Genomic DNA, 16,694 nt, shown 5'->3' with positions numbered 1-16,694 from the left:
ACCCACATGACCCAGAACGACATCACCCCGCAGGAACAGATCGATACCGCATCAGCCGATGCGGCTGCGGCTGCGGCGACCGCAGAGAACCAGCAGGAGGCGGCACTGCCGAACCCGGAGGACGCGCCGGCTGCCGACAAGCTGGACGCCTTCAGCGCGGGTGTGGAAGAAGCCCGCGCGCAGGAAGCCGACGAGCCCGGTGCAGACCCCGCGCCAGCCCCTGCCGCTGATACGCCGGCAGAAGAGCCGAAGCCCCAGGATCCGCTAAGCACCGAGCCGGCCAAGGAAGCCCCGAAGCCCGAAGAACAGCCCAAGTCGGTCGATGATGAGATCAAGGATCTCGGCATCACGAACGAGCGCACGCAGAAGCGATTCCGCGAGCTGACCGAGCGCGCTGCCGAAGTCGAACCGCTGCGCACCAAGGCCGCCAAGGCCGACGAGTGGGAGCAGACGATCACCAGTACCGGCGCCACGCCGCAGCAGTTCGGCAACGCCTTGAACTACCTGGCCGCGATCAACTCCAAGGATCCGGACGCGATGGCCCAGGCCTATGACTCCATGAGCAAGGAGCTGCAGTGGCTTGGCCAGCGCATCGGTCGCGAGGCGCCGGGGTTCGATCCGATCAGCGCGCATGCCGATCTCGCCGAGAAGGTGGCCTCCGGCGACCTGACACGGGAAGTTGCCGCAGAGATGGCCCAGCACCGGCAGCGCGGCGTGCTGCAACAGGAGCAGCGTGCGAACCAGCAGCAGAGCTACCAGACGCAGCAGGCGGAGCAGACCGGCCTGGCCCAGGTGCAGGCACTGGGCAGCCAGTTGAAGGCCACCGATCCGGCATTCGCTCAGAAGCTGCCGTACCTGATGCCGACGGTCGAGATCATCCAGAGCACGCTGCCGCCGGATCAGTGGGCAGCAGCAGTGCATAACGCCTACATGCGCCTGCCGGCAGTGGCCGCGCCGGCACCGGCCGCGCCGGTGGCACGCTCGGCCAACAACCCGACGCGCGCCAACGCAGGTGTTTCGCTTGCCGCCAAGCCGACGAAGGAAAACGCCTTCGAGTTCGGCGTTGCTGAAGCTCGTTCGAGGGGAGTGTGATGAGCTAGCCGATCCCGTCGAAGCTCGCGCGCCAGATCCACGCCATCCTGATCGTGCGGTATGGGATGTGGGGCGGCCATTGACCGCGAAGGGGAGGCTGGGATTCTGGCTTCCCCTTCGTCATTCCAATCAGTGGAGCCGCCAGCCATGACCGACAACAGCATCGAACAGGAAATCCAGGCCAAGGGCCTGACCGCACCGCGAGTGACCCCGGCCGACATTGAGGCGGAGATTTCCAGCGAACACTTCTTCACAGCGGCGCAAGGCATCAATGCCGCTGAGCGAGATGGCGAACCGCAGCCGACCAACGGTCCTACGCCCTCGCTTGGGCTCCTGACCTTCGCCGTGCTGGTTCTGCGCAATGGCTTCACCGTCACCGGCGAGTCGGCCTGCGCCAGCCCGGAGAATTTCGACGCCGAGCTGGGTCGCAAGATCGCGCGCCGCAATGCCGAGGCGAAGATCTGGCCGCTGCTGGGCTTCCGCTTGCGCGACAAGTTGGCCGCCGATCAACCGTAAGGACTGGGAGCGCCCGGTCGCGATGAAGCCCCGCCCCGGCGGGGTTTCTTTTTGCCCATCCATTGACAGCCATTGCAGCGCTGTCAATTTCACCGCCATCGGCTTCGCCCGATCCCGCGTGTGACGTAAGCCGGATTCGCCACCGGTAGCGCTGAAACGAGCCTCGCGCCCTCGGAACGCGGAAAGACCAAGGCCTCACAGCCCCCTCTCTTTCCCTCCGAGGCTCACCATGCCCTTGACCACCGCACAGCTTCTGGCCGGCGCAAACCGCCAGATGATGACGTACTCCACCGACGACCCGATCGATCAGTTCTCGACCGATCGCCCGTTCGCCAGCTGGCTGATTTCCAACCGCGCCGACTCGGTGTTCGGTAACGGCATCTACAACGAAAAGGTCCGAATCTCGAACGATTCGAACTACCAGAACTACACCGGCGACGACCAGGTCACCTACAACCGCAAGGACACCGTTCGCCTGGCGCCGTTCCAGCACTACGAAGCGCACGACGGCTTCACGCTCAACGAGACCGAGCTGGCGAACAACGGCATCATCTTGACCGATGACCGCAATGCGGTGATGACCGATGCCGAGAAGATCCAGATCGTCAATCTGCTTGACGAAAACTGGTCGGCGCTGAAGGACGGGTTCCAGGAAAACTGGGACATCGAAGTGCATCTGGACGGCTCCACCAACCCGAAGGCGGTACCGGGTCTGGACGCGCTCGTCAGCACCACGCCGAACATCGGTGTGCTCGGCGGTATCGACGCGGCAACCTCGCCGTACTGGCGCAACTTCGCGGACATGGCCATCCCGACCGGCACCGCCGGCGTGCTGATCACCCGCTTGGAAACGCTGTGGCGTCAGACCGTGACCTACGGAAAAATGGGTGCGCCCAACTTCATCCCGGTGGGCGCAGCGATGTACGACGCCATCCAGGCGGATGCGCTGAAGGTGATGAGCCGTCAGATCACCATGGGTACCAACAGCACCGGCGGCATCACGCTGGATCCGTCGACCAAGGCGCTGGCGTTCAAGGGCGTGCCGGTGGTGTGGGATCCGAGCTTCGAGGCCATCGACGCACGCCTGGGTCCAATCACCTATCCGTGGACCAAGCGCGGCTACTTCCTCAACAGCAAGACCATCAAGCTGCGCCCGGTGAAGGGCCGCTGGATGGTCAAGCGCACCCCGCCGCGCGTCTACGACCGCTACACGCACTACTTCGGGCAGACCGCCGATTACGGCCTGACCACGAAGAAGCGCAACAGCAACGCGGTCTTCTCGATCGCCTGACCCATCAATGCCGGCGGGGATGACCTCGCCGGCAGGAGACCGATATGCCGAACATCAAGACGCTCCCCACGGGGGGCACCATCGTCGCGCTGGACACCACGCCGCTGCTGGGCGGGCAGGGCAGGGAAGGCATCGCCAACCTCGGCGCCAATGCATCGGTGACCACCGGTGTGCTGCTCCAGGGTCATGCCGCACCTGCAGACGGCAGCACGCCGGCGGCAGGCAGTGCCGGCTGGTTCACGCTGCTGAGCGGCGCGGCCAATCAGGCCCCGGTGATCGAGATTGCCGATCTGCCGGACTTCATCCGCACCGGTGCCGCTGCGACGGCCGCCATCATCCTGGAGGGCGTGCAGTAATGGCCAAGACCACACTGACGCAGGTCACCCTGCTCATCGACCGCGACGCCGGCACCAAAATCCCGGTGGTGGTGTTCGACTACGAACAGCCGCTGTTGGAAGAGATCTACGGCGAAGAGCTGGTCTACGAAGTCGAGGCCAAGGAAGTCGAGGTCGAGGACTTCGATGTGCAGGCCGCCTTCGATGGCTTGGTGAGCAAGTACGGCAGCAACACCGAGTCGGACCGCGCGCGGAAGCTGCTGTATCCGAAGCTGCGCGACCTGGAGAAGAAGCTGGGCGTCAGCACCAAGGCAGCCAAAACCAGCCAGGCGCAGACCAGCACGGGCGGCACCATCAAAGAGCTCATCGAGCGCATTGGTGGGATGTCGGACGAAGAGCTGGACAAGCTTGAAGCCGATGAAAAGGCGCGTGAGAAGCCGCGTGATGGCGTCTTTTCGGCTATCGATTCCGAGCGCGCAAAGCGCAAAGCGCAGTAACCCCCGCTGGCGGCGAGGGTGGCGGCCGGCCGGGGTAACTCGGTCGGCCGTCTTTTTATCAGAAGGAGGAAAGTTATGGCCGAGTGGACCAATATTTTCGATGCTGCCGACTGGGACGTATATATCGCGTTTGGTGACGATAATTACGTGCTGATGGATCAGCTAGATCCTGCGAAGGGCGTGGCCACAGTTGAGCAGGGTGTGATTATCGTCAACGACCTGCAAACCGGTTATGGGTCAAGGCCGTCGGTGCTTGTTGTCCCTAGAAATACAGTCCCTTCGGCCAACTACCGGCTAACTGTGACAACTGGCCCCGGCTTCAGATTCGGTCAGCTGGTCTTCTTCAGGGGCGGCACGTATAGCGAAGGCGATTTCGTTGAACAGAGTCCCCCTAATCAAGTGGACTATAGAACTTCTAGCGAGCTTGCCCAGCCGAGCGTATTGCCATTGCCTTCTCTGGCAAGTCCTGCGCTTGAGTTCACCAACTTTTTGAATCCCTTCTGATGCCAATCACGACCTTTACTTTTGAGGTTTTACAGTTGGGTCCAGATCCAGGCCCTATCTCCTTCAACTGCGCGTGCGACGACGACTATCCGCGCACCACGCTCGCCGAGATGCGCAAGCGTCTGCTGCGCCGGCTTGGCTTTTCCGCGCAGGCGAATAATCCGCCGCCGGGGATGGCCGATCTGCTGGACGATTTCATTCGGGATGCGCAGGAGATGCTGTTCCGCCGCTACTCGGTGTTCCAGCGTGAGCGCTTCTATACGTGGGATCTGATTGCGGGGACGCGCTTCTACGACCTAGACGCCAACGCAGACGCATGTACGAAACGGCTCGACCCGCGCATGGTGTCCTGGGCCGGCCTGTCGCAGGGAGATGGCAACTGGCGACCGTTGGCATGCGGCATCGATCCCAGCATGTACACCAGCCGAGGCCCTGGCATTCCGAGTCACTACGAAATCCGCCAGTGCATCGAACTCTGGCCGGCGCCTTCGGATTCAACATGGAAGCTGCGCATCAAGGGACAGTTCGGGCTGATGCCGCTTGAGCAGCCAACCGACACCACGACTGTGGAGCCGGAGGCGATCTTCTTGCTGGCGCTCGCCAATGCGAAGGCGCACTACGGGCAACCGGATGCGGGCAACTACGCCACGCAGCTGCAGAGCTACATCAAGGACCTGATCCGCGGCTCGCATCACACTCGGCGCTATCTACCAGGCAGCGCTGACGCGCGCAATGCGGTGCGTCCCATCCCCGTTGGCGGCTGGCCGGAGGATGTGGCATGAGGCAGCAGGCTCTATCTGCGGTCAAGGCGGGGATCACCCGCCTGCGCGACAAGGGTGGCGCATCACCTGATTCGCTCTATGACCTGCTCAACGGCTACGTCACTGCCGCGCGCACGATCCGTGCTCGTGGTGGCACGCGCATCGATCGGCAGCTGCCACCTGGAACGGTTGGATTCGTCTACTTCAAGGGCAAGTTCTGGGCCTTTGCGAATTCGCCGTTAGATGCTGGTACCGGATACGAGGTTGAGGTGCTGAAGCATCCGAGCGATAGCGCGGCGCTGCTGCTGGATATCCACTTCGCCTCCCCGTTCCTGGGCTACCTCTACGTGGTGGCCGAGTTCAACAATGGCGACGTTTTCCATTACTGGTTGGAGCAGGGCGAGGAGTGGCAGCCTGGCAAGGCCTATTTCCCCGGGGCGTTGGTCAGGCCCACCGATCCCAACGGTTTGGCCTATCGGCTGGAGAGTGACCGAGCTGGATACACGCCATGGACTGCAAACGTCGGCCGTGCCGTCGGTGATGTCGTCGTGCCGACCGTCGACAACGGATTCAAGTACACCGTGACCGAGACCAGCGGAGCGGGCGCGCGCTCGGGCACCACTGAACCCGAATGGCCGACCAACGATGGCGAGACGGTCTACGAGGACGCAAACATCCAGAATCCACTCGGGACCGGCAACACATCGTCGTCCGGCAGCAGCGTTCCGACCAGCGTGTCGGATCGATACGGCACCGGCAACCAGGGAGGCACATGATGGCAGTCCCACTTTGGCAACCCGGCACCCTGTACCAGCCGGGCGATATCGTTCAGCCCATCACCGCGCCAGCTCCGAGCGCCGCGCAGGTGGTCAACGGCGATTTCAGCGCCGGCAACGCGAATTGGGACTTTACCGGTGGCGCCGAGTTCGCCACGACGGGTGGTTATTCGGGGAATGGTCCGTGCGTCACCATGCCGGGCAGCGTGCCGAGCGGTTTGGCCCTCAACCGCACGCGCTTGATCGTGCCGTCCAGCGGCAGCACGTTCGAAGCCAGCGCGATGATCCAGCAGGGCGCATCGATCGCCGGCGCGACCCGCGGCTGGGTCGAGGTGCAGTGGTTCGATGCCGAGAACAACTTCATCACCAGCGAGCGCGGCAACGTCGTCAGCGACGGCAGCGGTGGTGCCTGGAAGAAGTCGACCGTCACCGCGACGCGGCCTGCAGCTGCGGCTTACGCGCGCGCCGGCATCGGCCTGTTCTCTGTCGCCGATCACAACCGTCCGATCTGGGGTGACAACCTCACCGTCGCAGGCACGTTTGCCGGTCTTCCGGATGGCCTGGTCTACCGCGCCGTGCAGCCCGAATCGGGCTTCTCTGGGTCTACCGAACCAGCGTGGCCGCCGATCCTCGGGCAGCAGGTCATCGACAACGAGGTGATCTGGGAGGCGGTGGCGTCTACCCGCGTCACATGGCAGGCATCGCCGCTTTACGTCAGCGGCAGCACCGAGCCTGCATGGCCGATCGGCATCGGGGACTACGTGCGCGACGGTACGATCAACTGGCGCACCGTGTCGCGTCGTGTGGAGGACGAGAACTGCCCGAACACCAAGATCGTTGCGATCGGCGCAAGCAAGGTGTTCGGCGCCGACGATGACATCGTGCGGTACTGCGCCACGGTCAACCCTCTGGACTGGACCTCTGCCAACGATGCCGGCTATCTGCCGACAGGCCTGCAGAACTATGGGGCAAACCCGGTGGCGGCACTTGGTCTGTATCGCAGCAACCTGATCGCGTTCAACGCCGAGGCGTTCCAGCTCTGGCAGATCGATGAGGATCCGGCGAGCATGGCACTGCTGGATGCGCTGCCGATGGGGAGCACGCAGCATCAGTCGCTGGCGCCCGTGTCCAATGATCTGCTTTTCCTGGCTTCGCAGGGCGTGCGCACGGTTGGCATTGCTGCCAGCAGCACCAATTTCCAGGCCGGCGACGTCGGCATGCCGATCGATCCGCTTGTGCAGGAGATCCTGGCCACCGGGCTGGTACCCATGGCGCTCTACTACCCGGCTGCTGGTCAGTACTGGCTGATCTTCCCGCGACCCAGCACCACCGAATCGGAAGTGTTCGTCTACACCATGACGCGTATCGGCCAAGTGGGTGCATGGTCGCGCTACGTGTTCCCGTTCGTGATCGACGATTGGGCAATTCGCGGCGATGACCTGTATCTGCGTTCCGGCAACTACATCCATCGTTACGACGACAATCTGGTGGGCGACGAGGTTTCGCCAGGTGTGGTGCAGAACTTCCGCGGGATGATTCAGTGGCCATGGCTCGACTTCGGGCAGCCAGGCGTGACGAAGATGCTTTACGGGTTCGATGTCGTCGGCACTGGCGATGTGAGCGTGCAGTTTGGTTACGACCAGACCAACGGCGGCGCATTCACCGATCCGTATCTTGTGCCGGCAGACACCGTGCCGGGCATGGTCATCCCGATGCCGCTGGCCGCTCCATCGCTGTCTGTGCGCCTCACCTTCGACGGCGCGACGCAATGGCAGTGGAATGCGCTTTGCCTGTACCTGCAGGACATGCGGGGCATGTCGTGACCATTGATCGCAAAGGGTGCGTGGGCAGCATCCCTGCATGACACCTGCCCATCTTCCTTCCTGCATCATCCCCTGCAAGGCGGCCCATCTGGTCTACCTCGCAGGACACATGCGTCTGACGGAACAGGAGCAATTCCTGGCCGTCACCGGCACCGGCCACTACAACCCCGAGGTCGGCGCGCACTGGCTGATCAACATAGCCGCCCGCTCTGGCGGCTTTGCCTTCACCGCGCTGCAGGACGACAACACACCAGCTGCTGCCGGTGGCTTCGAGCCTGTCTCACCAGGCGTGTGGCAGTCCTGGATGGTCGGCACGGAAGATGGCTGGGCGCAGCAGTGGCGCAGCCTCACGAAGGCGGCGCGATGGACCATGGAGCGCGTGTTCGAATCCGGCGCACACCGCGTGCAGACCACCGCGCTTGTTCGGCGACGCGAGGCGCTGGTGTGGTTCCAGCGCTCGCTCGGCATGCGGCCGGAGGGTGTATGGCGCGCTTTCGGAGCAAACGGCGAGGACTTCGCCAGCTTTTCTCGCTTGAGGGGTGAATGATGGGCAGTCCCAGCAGTGGCGCAGCCACGGAAGCAGCGCAGGCAGACGCCTGGCGCCAGAACAACATCAGCCGCGCGGTCGGGCAGATCAACTCCGCCTACGGCAGTGCCGGGCGTGAGGCCGACATCAATGATTTCCTCGGCGCCTCGCGCAGCTTCTATCGCAACGAGCTGGATCGGCAGAAGGACGTGGCAGACCGCAGCCTGAAATTCGCGATGGCGCGGAATGGGCAGACCGGTGGTTCAACAAGTGTCGATGCCAGCCGGCTGCTGGGTGAAAACTTCCAGACTGGCGTGCTCAGCGCAGACAGGCTGGCGCAGGGTGCCGCGAACAACCTACGCACCGCCGACGAGCAGGCGCGCATGTCGTTGATCAGCCAAGCGCAGAGCGGGATGGACATGACCGGCGGCGCCTCTCAGGCAGCTGCAGCGCTGCGCAACAACCTGCAGGGCGCACAGGCGGGGCTCAAGGTCGATGCACTTGGCGACGTCTTTGGCGGCATCGCCACGATTGCAAAGAACAGCCGCGACCAGGCCGCTGAGCGCCGCGGTTTCAACAACACCTGGGGCTTCTACCAGCCCGGTTTTGGGCAAGGGACGACCCGATGAGGCTTGCACATAAAGATCGGCCGGTTGTGACCGCAGCCCAGGCGCGAGAGCTTCTGTCGTATGAGCAAAGCACGGGCTTGCTTACTTGGAAGGTGGATCGGCCGGGCGGCGTCAAAGCTGATGACCAAGCCGGTGGGCTTCGAGGGACAGGCTACATCGTCGTGTCCATCCTTGATCGTCTTTACCCGGCGCACCGGGTCATCTGGCTGCTTCAGACCGGCGCATGGCCAGAGTGTGCGGTTGACCACGCAAACCGAGACCGTACAGACAATCGGTGGTGCAACTTGCGCGAATCGACAGCGAAGCAGAACTGCCACAATCGCGGTCTCAGCAGCCTTTCAACGACAGGTCGTAAAGGCGTGACTTACTTGGCTGGGCGGCGCAAATACCGGGTCATCATCACTTCGGATGGCCGCAGGCGGCATATCGGCTACTTCCGAGATATCGACCAAGCCGCTGAGGCATACGACCAAGCGGCGCTCAAATACCACGGAAATTTCAATTACAAGGGAGGCGCAATGGCTACGTCCATCGCGAAAGTTCGTGGGCTCTGAAGCTCTGTGGGTTCCGGCCGTGCTGGCGGCCGTTGGCGGCGGTGCCAGCTACGTCAGCCAGAAACAGGCAGCCGACAAGCAGGATGACATGCTCGGCGCGCAGATCAGGCAACAAAGTGCGCGACAGGACGAGGCCGACAAGTCGGTCAATCAGCTGATCGCCAACCGCACCACGTCCGACGCTGCGAACGAGCGCGGCAATGCCTCCACGCAGTATCTGCAGCAGGTACGTGCTGCCCAGGGCACCGCGTCCAACGGGCTGCGCCAGGCCGGCGCCGTCAGCGACGCATACCAGCAGCAGAGCAATGATGCTGCGCTGGGCATCGCCGACTACGGCGCGAACGTCGCCAACCTAATGGCGCGTATTGATGCACCGCAGCAGCAGCGCCAGCGCGAGGCTATCGAAGGCGCGCAGCTGGGGAGCGACCTCGGGCTGATCGGCCGGCGCGCGGCTGGCGACGATTACCTGGCGAAGATCAAGATGCAGGGCGTACGCGCAAATCCGTGGCTTGCTGCATTTGGTCAAGCCGCAAGCGGCGCCGCAATGGGCATGGCATCTGCCGGCGCGGGCTCTGCGGCAAGTGCAGGCGCGGCATCCGGCAGCGCCGCTAATTTTGGGAGCCAGGCGGGCAGCTGGTACACCAATCCCTCGCTGTGGATGGGCTGATATGGCAAGTAACGGATGGGGCGCGTTGGGTCAGGCGCTGACAGGCGGAAACAACGAGCAGGCCTACCAGCGCGGTCAACTCAACGGTGCAAAGCTCACCTCGCTGCTGGCCGACGCCAGCATCAAGCGCGACGAGGCGATGCAGCGCGAGCAGTTGGAAGCGCGGCTGGCAGCGGCAGGCAACAGCCCCGAGCAGTCCAGCCTTCTGGCGACGGCGCTGCGCGGCGGCTTCGATCCGACCAAGATCACCGGCTACACCGGCGACGTGCAGGAGCAGGGATTCCGACAGTCCGCAGTTGATCGGGCAACCGCCGGCGACTGGGGTTCGGCAAACGCCGCACTGCTGGGTGTGGCGAACGGGCCGGTCGACCTTGCCGCAGTCCAGGGCCAGAACCTGATCAACAACCGGCTGTTGCCAGGCGGTGGCGGCATCACTACGACCGAGCAGGGCCGCTCGGGCATTGCGGCTGACGCGGCACGCGCAGCAGCAAGCTACGCCGCGGCGAACAGCTCCAACGCTAGCGCGCAGTCCGCGCTCGGCCGCCTGGCGATTGCGCAAGGCCAGTACGGGCTGCAGCGCGCCGGCATGTGGGATCCGGATGGTAGGACTCCGGGCAAGGCTGCGGCTGCGGGCGGCGTTGGCAAACTCTCCGAAGGCCAATCCAAGGACGTGTTGTATTACACGCGCGGCAACGAGGCCAACAAGTTGCTCAGCGGATTCGGCAACAACCTGACTGCTACCGGCGGCCAGCAGGGAGCTGCGCGCGGAGTCGCCGACGCGCTATTGCGCAGCCTTCCAGGCGTTGGCGATTCTGGTGCGGTCAACAACCTCGTTTCAGCGCCCAGGCAGCAAGCAGAGCAGGCCGGCCAGGAGTTTCTGGCTTCCATCCTGCGAAAGGACACAGGCGCGGCGATCACGCGTGAAGAAACGGACCTCTACGGGAAAATGTACCTGCCGCAGCCTGGTGATTCCGATCAGTCGCTGCTGCAGAAGTCGCGTGCTCGTGACATCGCGCTACAGGCGATCCGCGCGAGCATGGGCAATGCGGCGGCAGCAATCCCCACGATCGCACCGCCTGCAGCTGCGCCTGCGGCAGGCTCGGTTGCGCGAGCGCTTGGCGCCGCAGTTGCTCCCGCTGGCGTCCAGCGCGCACGCAATCCGGCCACCGGGCAATCCCTGGTGCTCATCAACGGACAGTGGGTGCCTGAGTAATGGCCGATCCAATCCCCGCGCTTCCGCCTGGCTTTGTGCTGGAACCAGCTGCAGCGCCTCAAATGCCCGCCCAAGCAGCGCCGCCGCTGCCGGCGGGTTTCGTGCTTGATGGCGATATCCCGACGTTGCCAGCCGTCCAGGCGCAGCGCCCTGACTTCTCCAACGTGCAGGCGGGTGTCGATTCGACGGCACAAACGTCAGCCGGCGATGGCTGGGAGCCTGGCGTGTTGCGTGACGTTGCGCTTGGCGGACGCGCAGTGCTGCAAGGCGCTGGCAGCCTGTTCGGCGCACTTGGTGGCGACGCCATCAATACCGCCGTCATCAATCCTGTGGCACGCGCGATCGGGGCGCAGGAAGCTCAGCCGTACCGAGACGAGTTGGGCGGCTTGGCTGATCTGCTCGGCCTTCCCACGGCTCAAAGCGCAGGCGAGCGTATCAACGCCGACATCAGTGAAGCTCTCACCGGTACCGCGCTCACAATGGGCGTCGGCAGCGCGTTGAACACTGGTCGGACAGCACTGACGTCGCCATCAGTGCGCACCAAGCTGGCAGATGTGCTGACCAGCCAGCCCGTCATGCAGGCGATCAGCACGGTTACGGGCGCTGGCGCTGGCGCTACCGCGCGCGAGGCTGGCGCTGGTACCGGTGGGCAGGTCTTGGCAGCCTTGGGCGGAGCGCTCGGGCCTGTTGGTTTGATGTCGGGTGGAGCAGCAGCATTGCGCGGCGCATTCCGTGGTGGCGAGGCAGGCCGGCAGGCGCTGACTCAAGCCATCGGCGACTTTTCCGCAGTCGGTGCCACACCATCAGTGGGGCAGGGGACTGGTAGCTGGGCGCGGCAAGGTACTGAAAGCCTGCTGGCCGGCGGCCCCACCAGCGGCGGCGTGATGCGGCGATTTGCTGAGCAGCAGAACGAGCAGATCGGCGAAGGGCTCAACGACGTCAGCAACCAGCTGGCGCGCAACATCAGCGGCGAGAAGGCTGGGCGCGCGATCGAGCGCGGTGTGGACACGTTCGCCAAGAACGTCGGCGCGATGCGCAAGGCGCTTTACTGGCAGGCCGACCAACTCATTCCAGGCGACACTGCAATCCCGCTCGGCAACACCCAGCGGGCGCTGACAGAGTTGACGACACCAGTGGTGGGGGCCGAAGCCACGACGGGAGCGATGATCAGCCCGAAGATCCAGCAGCTCGCTCAGAACGTCGCTGACGACCTCGCTACAGCTCAAGCGACGGGTGCCGCTGGCATCCCTTACGAGGCAGTGAAGCAGATCCGCAGCAAGATCGGCGAAGAGCTGTCTGATTTCTCATTGTCCACTGACCGGCCAACCGCGCAGCTGAAACAGCTGTATGCATCGCTGTCCGACGACATGTTGAATGCGGCGCGTGCTGCTGGCCCGGCAGCTGAGCGCGCGGTGCAGAGAGCAAACACCTATTTCCGAGCCTCAGCGGATCGCCTGGAGAACCTGGAACGAGTGGTCGACAAGAACGGTGGGCCGGAGAAGATCTATCAGGCTGCGCTCAGTGGAACTCGCGATGGTGCAACCACGTTGCGCGCGGTGATGCGCTCTCTGCCTGAAGACGCACAGAAGGCACTGAGCGCTGCGGTCATCAAGCGTATGGGGCTTGCCAATCCGAGCGGACAGAATGCCGTCGGTGATGCAATCAGCCCGAACACGCTTCTGACCAACTGGGGGAAGCTCAGTCCAGAAGCGCGGCGCGAGCTATTCGGCAGGTTCGGGCCGACCTTCAGCAGCAACATGGACAAGATTGCCCGTGTTGCTGGGCGGATCAAGGAAGGCTCAGAGGTGTTCAAGAATCCGTCGGGCACCGCCAATCGTGCAGCGGCGCTGGCCTATCCAGCGACGATTGGCGGCTTGCTGGTTACCGGCCAAACCGGATCAGCGGCAGCAGCAGCGCTCGGCGGTGTGGGTGCCAACTCACTGGCCCGGCTGATGACCAACCCACGGTTCGTGAGCTGGCTTGCTCGGGCAACGGAAACACCGGTCGGCGCACTGCCGGCGCAGATCAACGTGCTAAAGCGGATGGCCGTAGAAAACGAGGATGATGATGTCGCGCAGGTGGCTGATGCGCTATCAGCGAGCGAAGGGCGCGCTCAACAGCCACAGCAATAGGAATGCGGCAGCACCGAGCACACCAAGGATGGTGACCCAACCCCAGACCGTGAAGAACAGCGGTTCCCACCATTTCAGCGGGGTCTTGCGCTCCAACTCGCGATCAGCGTCGGCCTGCTGAATTTTCTTCCAGGCGACGTCCGGGTGGAACTGCCCGGTGCCTTTCCACTTATCCATGACGGGTGGTCTCTGAGGAATGGCGCGATGGTAGCACCGGCCAGACCATTGATCGCCCAGGCCCGTCGCCCAGCATGCCCTGAATTGCATGCAGAGGCGCCCATGAGCCAGTTCGACTCCCTGATTGACCGCGTACTGGCCCACGAGGGCGGCTACGTCAACGACCCGCGCGACCCTGGCGGCGAAACGCAGTGGGGGATCAGCAAGCGGCAATACCCGCAACTCAACATCCGGTCGCTTACGCGCGCGCAGGCGATCGAGATCTATCGCCGCGATTACTGGCAGAGAGTGCAGGGCGACAAGTTGCCTGCGGCGGCCGCGTTCCAGGTAATGGACGCAGCGGTGAATCACGGCGTTGGCACGGCCATCCGCTGGTTACAGCGCGCTGTTGGCGTTGCTGACGATGGTGTTATCGGGCCGCGCACTCTTGCTGCTGTGGCCGTCGCGCCTGCCGCCGACTTGGTGCTGCTGTTCAACGCTGAACGCCTGGAGTTCTACGCCAAGCTGAGCACATTCGATGCGTTCGGCAAGGGCTGGACCCGCCGCGTGGCTGGCAACCTTCGCTTGGCTGCGGTGGACAACTAATGCCCAGCCGTAAGCAAGCTATCGCCGGGCTGGAAAGCGTCATCCAGATGGCAGAGACGCCCAATGCCCGCCCAACGATCAAGCTGCTGGAGTCAATCAGCGCCGGTATCCGCGAGGCGGTAGATTTGCTGCGCACCCCCGATAGCGCACGTAAGCGCCTCGACTTCATGCTGCTGGCTATCCAGCAAAGCACAGAGATCAAGGTGCACGAGCGCAATGGGGCCGTATTGCGTAGAGCCCACATCATCGACCCAGAGCTTTATCACTGGGCGATGTCGCAATTGCACGAGCTGGCGATCTCGCCATGACCACCGCGCGCCGTAGCGTTGGAGTGGCGCGCCTCGGTATCGCGTTGATCGTGCTGACGCTGTACGGGATTTCGGTTGCAGTGCTCGTGAACGCGGCAATCCCCCAGGAAAACAAAGACCCGCTGATGCTGCTTCTGGGAAACCTGGGGCCGGCAATCGGTGCGGTGATGGCGCACTACTTCAACGACAGCCGACGGCCCTCAGGTGGCTGACAAATGGGACCGTGGATTACCGGAGCGACCTGATATGCCGATCCAACTGAAACTCGCAATCGCCGCCGGCGTGCTGGCGCTCAGCTTCTGGGCTGGTTGGGAATGGCGCGACCGATCTGCAGATGTCGACACAGCTACTGCAGCTACCGATGCAGCCACGGCACTGGCGCGGGCTGTTGCTGACACTCGCAAAACTGAGCGCGCCCAGCAGACAGCCGCACAGGACGTCACAGACACCGCCGACACCCGAGAGGAACAGATCCATGATGATTTCGACGCGCGCGTTTCGGCTGCTCTTGCTGGCCGTGACTCTGAGCTTGGCCGGCTGCGCAACCAATGGGCAGCTTGCGAAACCTCCCGCCTGTCCGATCCCGCCGCCATTGCCGCAGAAGCTGCTGAACAAGACCGACTACGCCGGGCAAGTGCGGCGCGAATTGTACGAGCCTGCGAGCTCGCCCAGTCCGAGCGCGACGAAGCCGTCGACCGCTATCAGACCCTGATCCCGGCCAGCGACGGCGCGGCGCTCTGATGAAGAAGATCCAGCGCTACGACCAGCTGCCTCGGGTCACCAAGATCCCGGATGCCGGTACCGTGGGTGCCGTGGTCGGCAAGGATCTACGCTGGCCTGATGGCAAGGTTGTGCAAGAGGCGCAAATTCGTCAGCCGGCGAACACAGGCTCCACCGGGAATGCGACGCCCACGCTGTGGAAGCTGATCCGCGAGATCCCGCAGAACATCCAGAGGCTGGCCGCGCTCGCCGGCGTGGGCTTCACCACGCGCGATGCAGAGGGTAACTGGCGCCAGCGCGCAATCATGGCGGGCGAGGGCATCACCGTCGAGAACGGCGATGGCACCGATGGTGCACCGACGATCAGCATCACCCCAGCGACTCGCATTGCTGCCGCGACCGTGAGCGCGCTACGCGTGGTCTTCGAATCCAGTGCTGGAGTGGCACACCTGGATCCGACCAACGATGCGCAGGTTGCGGCGCTGATCGGCATCTCGACCACCTCAGCAGACCCCGGCGGCATGGTCGAATACCGGTTCGACGGTGACCTCGATGATGCGGGGTGGTCCTGGTCGCCGGGCTTCGTCTACGCAGGGCCGGACGGATCGCTTACGCAGACACCGCCGGCGTCTGGCTGGGAGATCGTCATCGGTTACGCGCCGCTCCCCACCCGCATCAACCTCACTTTCGACGAGCCAGTGAAACTGGCGCCATAGGACGACACTCATGCCCGACAAACTTCTCCAGCGCCAGAGCGGCGTCACCCGTCAGTACACGCCGGTGCAGGCATCTGCAGGTGCTGCTGACGCCGGCAAGGTTCCGGCACTCGGCAGTGACGGAAAGCTTGATCCATCGATGTACAACGGCGCCGATCCGTCGCAGCCGGTTGTGGCCAGCGAGGCGCTCGCCGCCGGCCGCTTCGTGAATCTGTACGCCAACGCGGGCGTGCTCAATGCGCGCTTGGCCGACAACAGCAACAACCGCCCGGCCCATGGTTTCGTTCGCAGCGCAGCTGCATCGGCGGCCACGGCCACGGTCTACCCGATGGATGGCATCAACAGCGCGCTGACCGGGCTGACGATCGGCGGCACCTACTACCTCGGCACCGCCGGCGCTGCGCTGGCAACACCCCTGGATGCAACCGACACCGCCAACAACGGCAAGATCGATCAGAAGCTGGGCGTGGCTAAGTCGGCAACTGAGCTACTGACCGATGACTACGATTACGTGGTGCTCTGATGACTGCACGCCGGCCGCTTGTCCGCGTCGGCGGGGTAAATCGGCAGCTATCTGCCGGTGATGCGCTGGATGGTGTCACCGGCTTCGTATCAAAGGCAACGACACCCACCGCCAGCGACTACGGCCGCGCGCTCATCAACGGCGACCGGTGGCGAAACATCACCAACGGCGTGCTCTACACCTACCAGGACGGTGCATGGCTCTACGACAACGCCGCATCGCTGTCGCGCTACGTGCCGGCGCGCCTGAGCAACGGCACGGCATCGCCGATCCCCCTCAACGCTGATGGAACCATCCCGGCCAAGCTCGCCGATGGCACGTCGAGCAATATCCCCACACAGGCATAAAG

Annotated in this window: 22 protein-coding genes and 1 pseudogene; 22 read left to right on the top strand and 1 reads right to left on the bottom strand. The window is 63.8% G+C overall.

The genetic code is table 11. The annotated features are described in order from the left end of the window. The first annotated feature begins 6 nt into the window (after window positions 1-6). From ACCQ06_RS13250 to ACCQ06_RS13180, 15 genes and pseudogenes are all read left to right on the top strand, one after another. Window positions 7-1,092, top strand: coding sequence for a hypothetical protein (locus ACCQ06_RS13250; protein WP_316686254.1), 1,086 nt, complete (start codon window positions 7-9; stop codon window positions 1,090-1,092). 147 nt (window positions 1,093-1,239) lie between these two features. Then, window positions 1,240-1,608, top strand: a complete 369-nt coding sequence (locus ACCQ06_RS13245; RefSeq protein ID WP_316686251.1) for a Gp49 family protein — start codon at window positions 1,240-1,242, stop codon at window positions 1,606-1,608. Window positions 1,609-1,837: 229 nt separating this feature from the next. After that, window positions 1,838-2,899, top strand: coding sequence for a phage major capsid protein (locus ACCQ06_RS13240; protein WP_316686249.1), 1,062 nt, complete (start codon window positions 1,838-1,840; stop codon window positions 2,897-2,899). Window positions 2,900-2,943: 44 nt separating this feature from the next. Next, window positions 2,944-3,255, top strand: a complete 312-nt coding sequence (locus ACCQ06_RS13235; RefSeq protein ID WP_316686248.1) for a hypothetical protein — start codon at window positions 2,944-2,946, stop codon at window positions 3,253-3,255. Then, a complete protein-coding gene (locus tag ACCQ06_RS13230; RefSeq protein WP_316686247.1) occupies window positions 3,255-3,731 on the top strand; it encodes a hypothetical protein in 477 nt (158 codons plus the stop codon). The genes ACCQ06_RS13235 and ACCQ06_RS13230 overlap by 1 nt, the downstream gene beginning before the upstream one ends. A gap of 75 nt (window positions 3,732-3,806) precedes the next feature. Then, window positions 3,807-4,235, top strand: coding sequence for a hypothetical protein (locus tag ACCQ06_RS13225; protein ID WP_316686246.1), 429 nt, complete (start codon window positions 3,807-3,809; stop codon window positions 4,233-4,235). Continuing rightward, the gene (locus ACCQ06_RS13220; RefSeq protein WP_316686245.1) at window positions 4,235-5,017 is read left to right on the top strand and encodes a phage adaptor protein; all 783 of its coding nucleotides are present in this window, start codon (window positions 4,235-4,237) and stop codon (window positions 5,015-5,017) included. Before ACCQ06_RS13225 ends, ACCQ06_RS13220 begins: the two co-directional genes overlap by 1 nt. Continuing rightward, window positions 5,014-5,772, top strand: a complete 759-nt coding sequence (locus ACCQ06_RS13215) for a hypothetical protein (RefSeq protein WP_316686244.1) — start codon at window positions 5,014-5,016, stop codon at window positions 5,770-5,772. Before ACCQ06_RS13220 ends, ACCQ06_RS13215 begins: the two co-directional genes overlap by 4 nt. Next, on the top strand, window positions 5,769-7,595 hold the full coding sequence (locus tag ACCQ06_RS13210; protein ID WP_316692597.1) for a hypothetical protein: 1,827 nt from the start codon (window positions 5,769-5,771) through the stop codon (window positions 7,593-7,595). The genes ACCQ06_RS13215 and ACCQ06_RS13210 overlap by 4 nt, the downstream gene beginning before the upstream one ends. Before the next feature lie 37 nt (window positions 7,596-7,632). Continuing rightward, entirely contained in the window at window positions 7,633-8,142 is a 510-nt protein-coding gene (locus ACCQ06_RS13205; RefSeq protein ID WP_316686243.1) for a hypothetical protein, read from the top strand. Next, window positions 8,139-8,750 carry a hypothetical protein gene (locus ACCQ06_RS13200; protein ID WP_316686241.1) on the top strand — a complete coding sequence of 204 codons (612 nt, stop codon included), beginning with the start codon at window positions 8,139-8,141 and terminating at the stop codon, window positions 8,748-8,750. The genes ACCQ06_RS13205 and ACCQ06_RS13200 overlap by 4 nt, the downstream gene beginning before the upstream one ends. Continuing rightward, window positions 8,747-9,001, top strand: a pseudogene (locus ACCQ06_RS13195) (HNH endonuclease family protein); the annotation flags it as partial. The gene ACCQ06_RS13200 and the pseudogene ACCQ06_RS13195, both read left to right, overlap by 4 nt. A 157-nt stretch (window positions 9,002-9,158) precedes the next feature. Further along, window positions 9,159-9,971: a hypothetical protein gene (locus ACCQ06_RS13190; protein WP_316686240.1), complete on the top strand. Its 813-nt coding sequence runs from the start codon at window positions 9,159-9,161 to the stop codon at window positions 9,969-9,971. A gap of 1 nt (window position 9,972) precedes the next feature. Further along, window positions 9,973-11,184 carry a hypothetical protein gene (locus tag ACCQ06_RS13185; protein ID WP_316686239.1) on the top strand — a complete coding sequence of 404 codons (1,212 nt, stop codon included), beginning with the start codon at window positions 9,973-9,975 and terminating at the stop codon, window positions 11,182-11,184. Further along, the gene (locus ACCQ06_RS13180) at window positions 11,184-13,316 is read left to right on the top strand and encodes a hypothetical protein (protein WP_316686236.1); all 2,133 of its coding nucleotides are present in this window, start codon (window positions 11,184-11,186) and stop codon (window positions 13,314-13,316) included. The genes ACCQ06_RS13185 and ACCQ06_RS13180 overlap by 1 nt, the downstream gene beginning before the upstream one ends. Here ACCQ06_RS13180 and ACCQ06_RS13175 read toward each other — a convergent pair. Then, window positions 13,278-13,493, bottom strand: coding sequence for a hypothetical protein (locus ACCQ06_RS13175; protein ID WP_316686233.1), 216 nt, complete (start codon window positions 13,491-13,493; stop codon window positions 13,278-13,280). The two genes, ACCQ06_RS13180 and ACCQ06_RS13175, sit on opposite strands and share 39 nt — an antisense overlap. Window positions 13,494-13,595: 102 nt before the next feature. Between ACCQ06_RS13175 and ACCQ06_RS13170 the strand changes: the two genes are divergently transcribed. The 7 genes from ACCQ06_RS13170 to ACCQ06_RS13140 are packed head-to-tail and all read left to right on the top strand — an operon-like array spanning window position 13,596 to window position 16,692. Beyond that, entirely contained in the window at window positions 13,596-14,078 is a 483-nt protein-coding gene (locus tag ACCQ06_RS13170) for a glycoside hydrolase family 108 protein (RefSeq protein ID WP_316686231.1), read from the top strand. Continuing rightward, on the top strand, window positions 14,078-14,386 hold the full coding sequence (locus ACCQ06_RS13165; RefSeq protein WP_316686229.1) for a hypothetical protein: 309 nt from the start codon (window positions 14,078-14,080) through the stop codon (window positions 14,384-14,386). Before ACCQ06_RS13170 ends, ACCQ06_RS13165 begins: the two co-directional genes overlap by 1 nt. Then, window positions 14,383-14,598: a hypothetical protein gene (locus tag ACCQ06_RS13160; protein ID WP_316686228.1), complete on the top strand. Its 216-nt coding sequence runs from the start codon at window positions 14,383-14,385 to the stop codon at window positions 14,596-14,598. The genes ACCQ06_RS13165 and ACCQ06_RS13160 overlap by 4 nt, the downstream gene beginning before the upstream one ends. Window positions 14,599-14,632: 34 nt before the next feature. Next, window positions 14,633-15,127: a hypothetical protein gene (locus ACCQ06_RS13155; protein ID WP_316686226.1), complete on the top strand. Its 495-nt coding sequence runs from the start codon at window positions 14,633-14,635 to the stop codon at window positions 15,125-15,127. After that, a complete protein-coding gene (locus ACCQ06_RS13150) occupies window positions 15,127-15,822 on the top strand; it encodes a hypothetical protein (RefSeq protein WP_316686225.1) in 696 nt (231 codons plus the stop codon). Before ACCQ06_RS13155 ends, ACCQ06_RS13150 begins: the two co-directional genes overlap by 1 nt. Before the next feature lie 10 nt (window positions 15,823-15,832). Continuing rightward, window positions 15,833-16,345 carry a hypothetical protein gene (locus tag ACCQ06_RS13145; protein ID WP_316686222.1) on the top strand — a complete coding sequence of 171 codons (513 nt, stop codon included), beginning with the start codon at window positions 15,833-15,835 and terminating at the stop codon, window positions 16,343-16,345. Next, window positions 16,345-16,692, top strand: a complete 348-nt coding sequence (locus tag ACCQ06_RS13140; RefSeq protein WP_316686220.1) for a hypothetical protein — start codon at window positions 16,345-16,347, stop codon at window positions 16,690-16,692. Before ACCQ06_RS13145 ends, ACCQ06_RS13140 begins: the two co-directional genes overlap by 1 nt. The last annotated feature ends 2 nt before the right edge of the window (window positions 16,693-16,694 follow it).

The organism is Xanthomonas sp. NCPPB 4467 (assembly GCF_041475665.2).
Classification (GTDB): Bacteria; Pseudomonadota; Gammaproteobacteria; order Xanthomonadales; family Xanthomonadaceae; genus Xanthomonas; species Xanthomonas dyei.
Note: the sequence above shows the minus strand (reverse complement) of the source record. Positions and strands in the feature narration are given on the sequence as shown.

Bases quoted from the DNA above. Each gene is read 5' to 3' on its own strand.
- ACCQ06_RS13250 (WP_316686254.1), top strand. From the start codon at position 7: ATGACCCAGAACGACATCACCCCGCAGGAACAGATCGATACCGCATCA.
- ACCQ06_RS13245 (WP_316686251.1), top strand. From the start codon at position 1,240: ATGACCGACAACAGCATCGAACAGGAAATCCAGGCCAAGGGCCTGACC.
- ACCQ06_RS13240 (WP_316686249.1), top strand. From the start codon at position 1,838: ATGCCCTTGACCACCGCACAGCTTCTGGCCGGCGCAAACCGCCAGATG.
- ACCQ06_RS13235 (WP_316686248.1), top strand. From the start codon at position 2,944: ATGCCGAACATCAAGACGCTCCCCACGGGGGGCACCATCGTCGCGCTG.
- ACCQ06_RS13230 (WP_316686247.1), top strand. From the start codon at position 3,255: ATGGCCAAGACCACACTGACGCAGGTCACCCTGCTCATCGACCGCGAC.
- ACCQ06_RS13225 (WP_316686246.1), top strand. From the start codon at position 3,807: ATGGCCGAGTGGACCAATATTTTCGATGCTGCCGACTGGGACGTATAT.
- ACCQ06_RS13220 (WP_316686245.1), top strand. From the start codon at position 4,235: ATGCCAATCACGACCTTTACTTTTGAGGTTTTACAGTTGGGTCCAGAT.
- ACCQ06_RS13215 (WP_316686244.1), top strand. From the start codon at position 5,014: ATGAGGCAGCAGGCTCTATCTGCGGTCAAGGCGGGGATCACCCGCCTG.
- ACCQ06_RS13210 (WP_316692597.1), top strand. From the start codon at position 5,769: ATGATGGCAGTCCCACTTTGGCAACCCGGCACCCTGTACCAGCCGGGC.
- ACCQ06_RS13205 (WP_316686243.1), top strand. From the start codon at position 7,633: ATGACACCTGCCCATCTTCCTTCCTGCATCATCCCCTGCAAGGCGGCC.
- ACCQ06_RS13200 (WP_316686241.1), top strand. From the start codon at position 8,139: ATGATGGGCAGTCCCAGCAGTGGCGCAGCCACGGAAGCAGCGCAGGCA.
- ACCQ06_RS13190 (WP_316686240.1), top strand. From the start codon at position 9,159: ATGGCCGCAGGCGGCATATCGGCTACTTCCGAGATATCGACCAAGCCG.
- ACCQ06_RS13185 (WP_316686239.1), top strand. From the start codon at position 9,973: ATGGCAAGTAACGGATGGGGCGCGTTGGGTCAGGCGCTGACAGGCGGA.
- ACCQ06_RS13180 (WP_316686236.1), top strand. From the start codon at position 11,184: ATGGCCGATCCAATCCCCGCGCTTCCGCCTGGCTTTGTGCTGGAACCA.
- ACCQ06_RS13175 (WP_316686233.1), bottom strand. From the start codon at position 13,493: ATGGATAAGTGGAAAGGCACCGGGCAGTTCCACCCGGACGTCGCCTGG.
- ACCQ06_RS13170 (WP_316686231.1), top strand. From the start codon at position 13,596: ATGAGCCAGTTCGACTCCCTGATTGACCGCGTACTGGCCCACGAGGGC.
- ACCQ06_RS13165 (WP_316686229.1), top strand. From the start codon at position 14,078: ATGCCCAGCCGTAAGCAAGCTATCGCCGGGCTGGAAAGCGTCATCCAG.
- ACCQ06_RS13160 (WP_316686228.1), top strand. From the start codon at position 14,383: ATGACCACCGCGCGCCGTAGCGTTGGAGTGGCGCGCCTCGGTATCGCG.
- ACCQ06_RS13155 (WP_316686226.1), top strand. From the start codon at position 14,633: ATGCCGATCCAACTGAAACTCGCAATCGCCGCCGGCGTGCTGGCGCTC.
- ACCQ06_RS13150 (WP_316686225.1), top strand. From the start codon at position 15,127: ATGAAGAAGATCCAGCGCTACGACCAGCTGCCTCGGGTCACCAAGATC.
- ACCQ06_RS13145 (WP_316686222.1), top strand. From the start codon at position 15,833: ATGCCCGACAAACTTCTCCAGCGCCAGAGCGGCGTCACCCGTCAGTAC.
- ACCQ06_RS13140 (WP_316686220.1), top strand. From the start codon at position 16,345: ATGACTGCACGCCGGCCGCTTGTCCGCGTCGGCGGGGTAAATCGGCAG.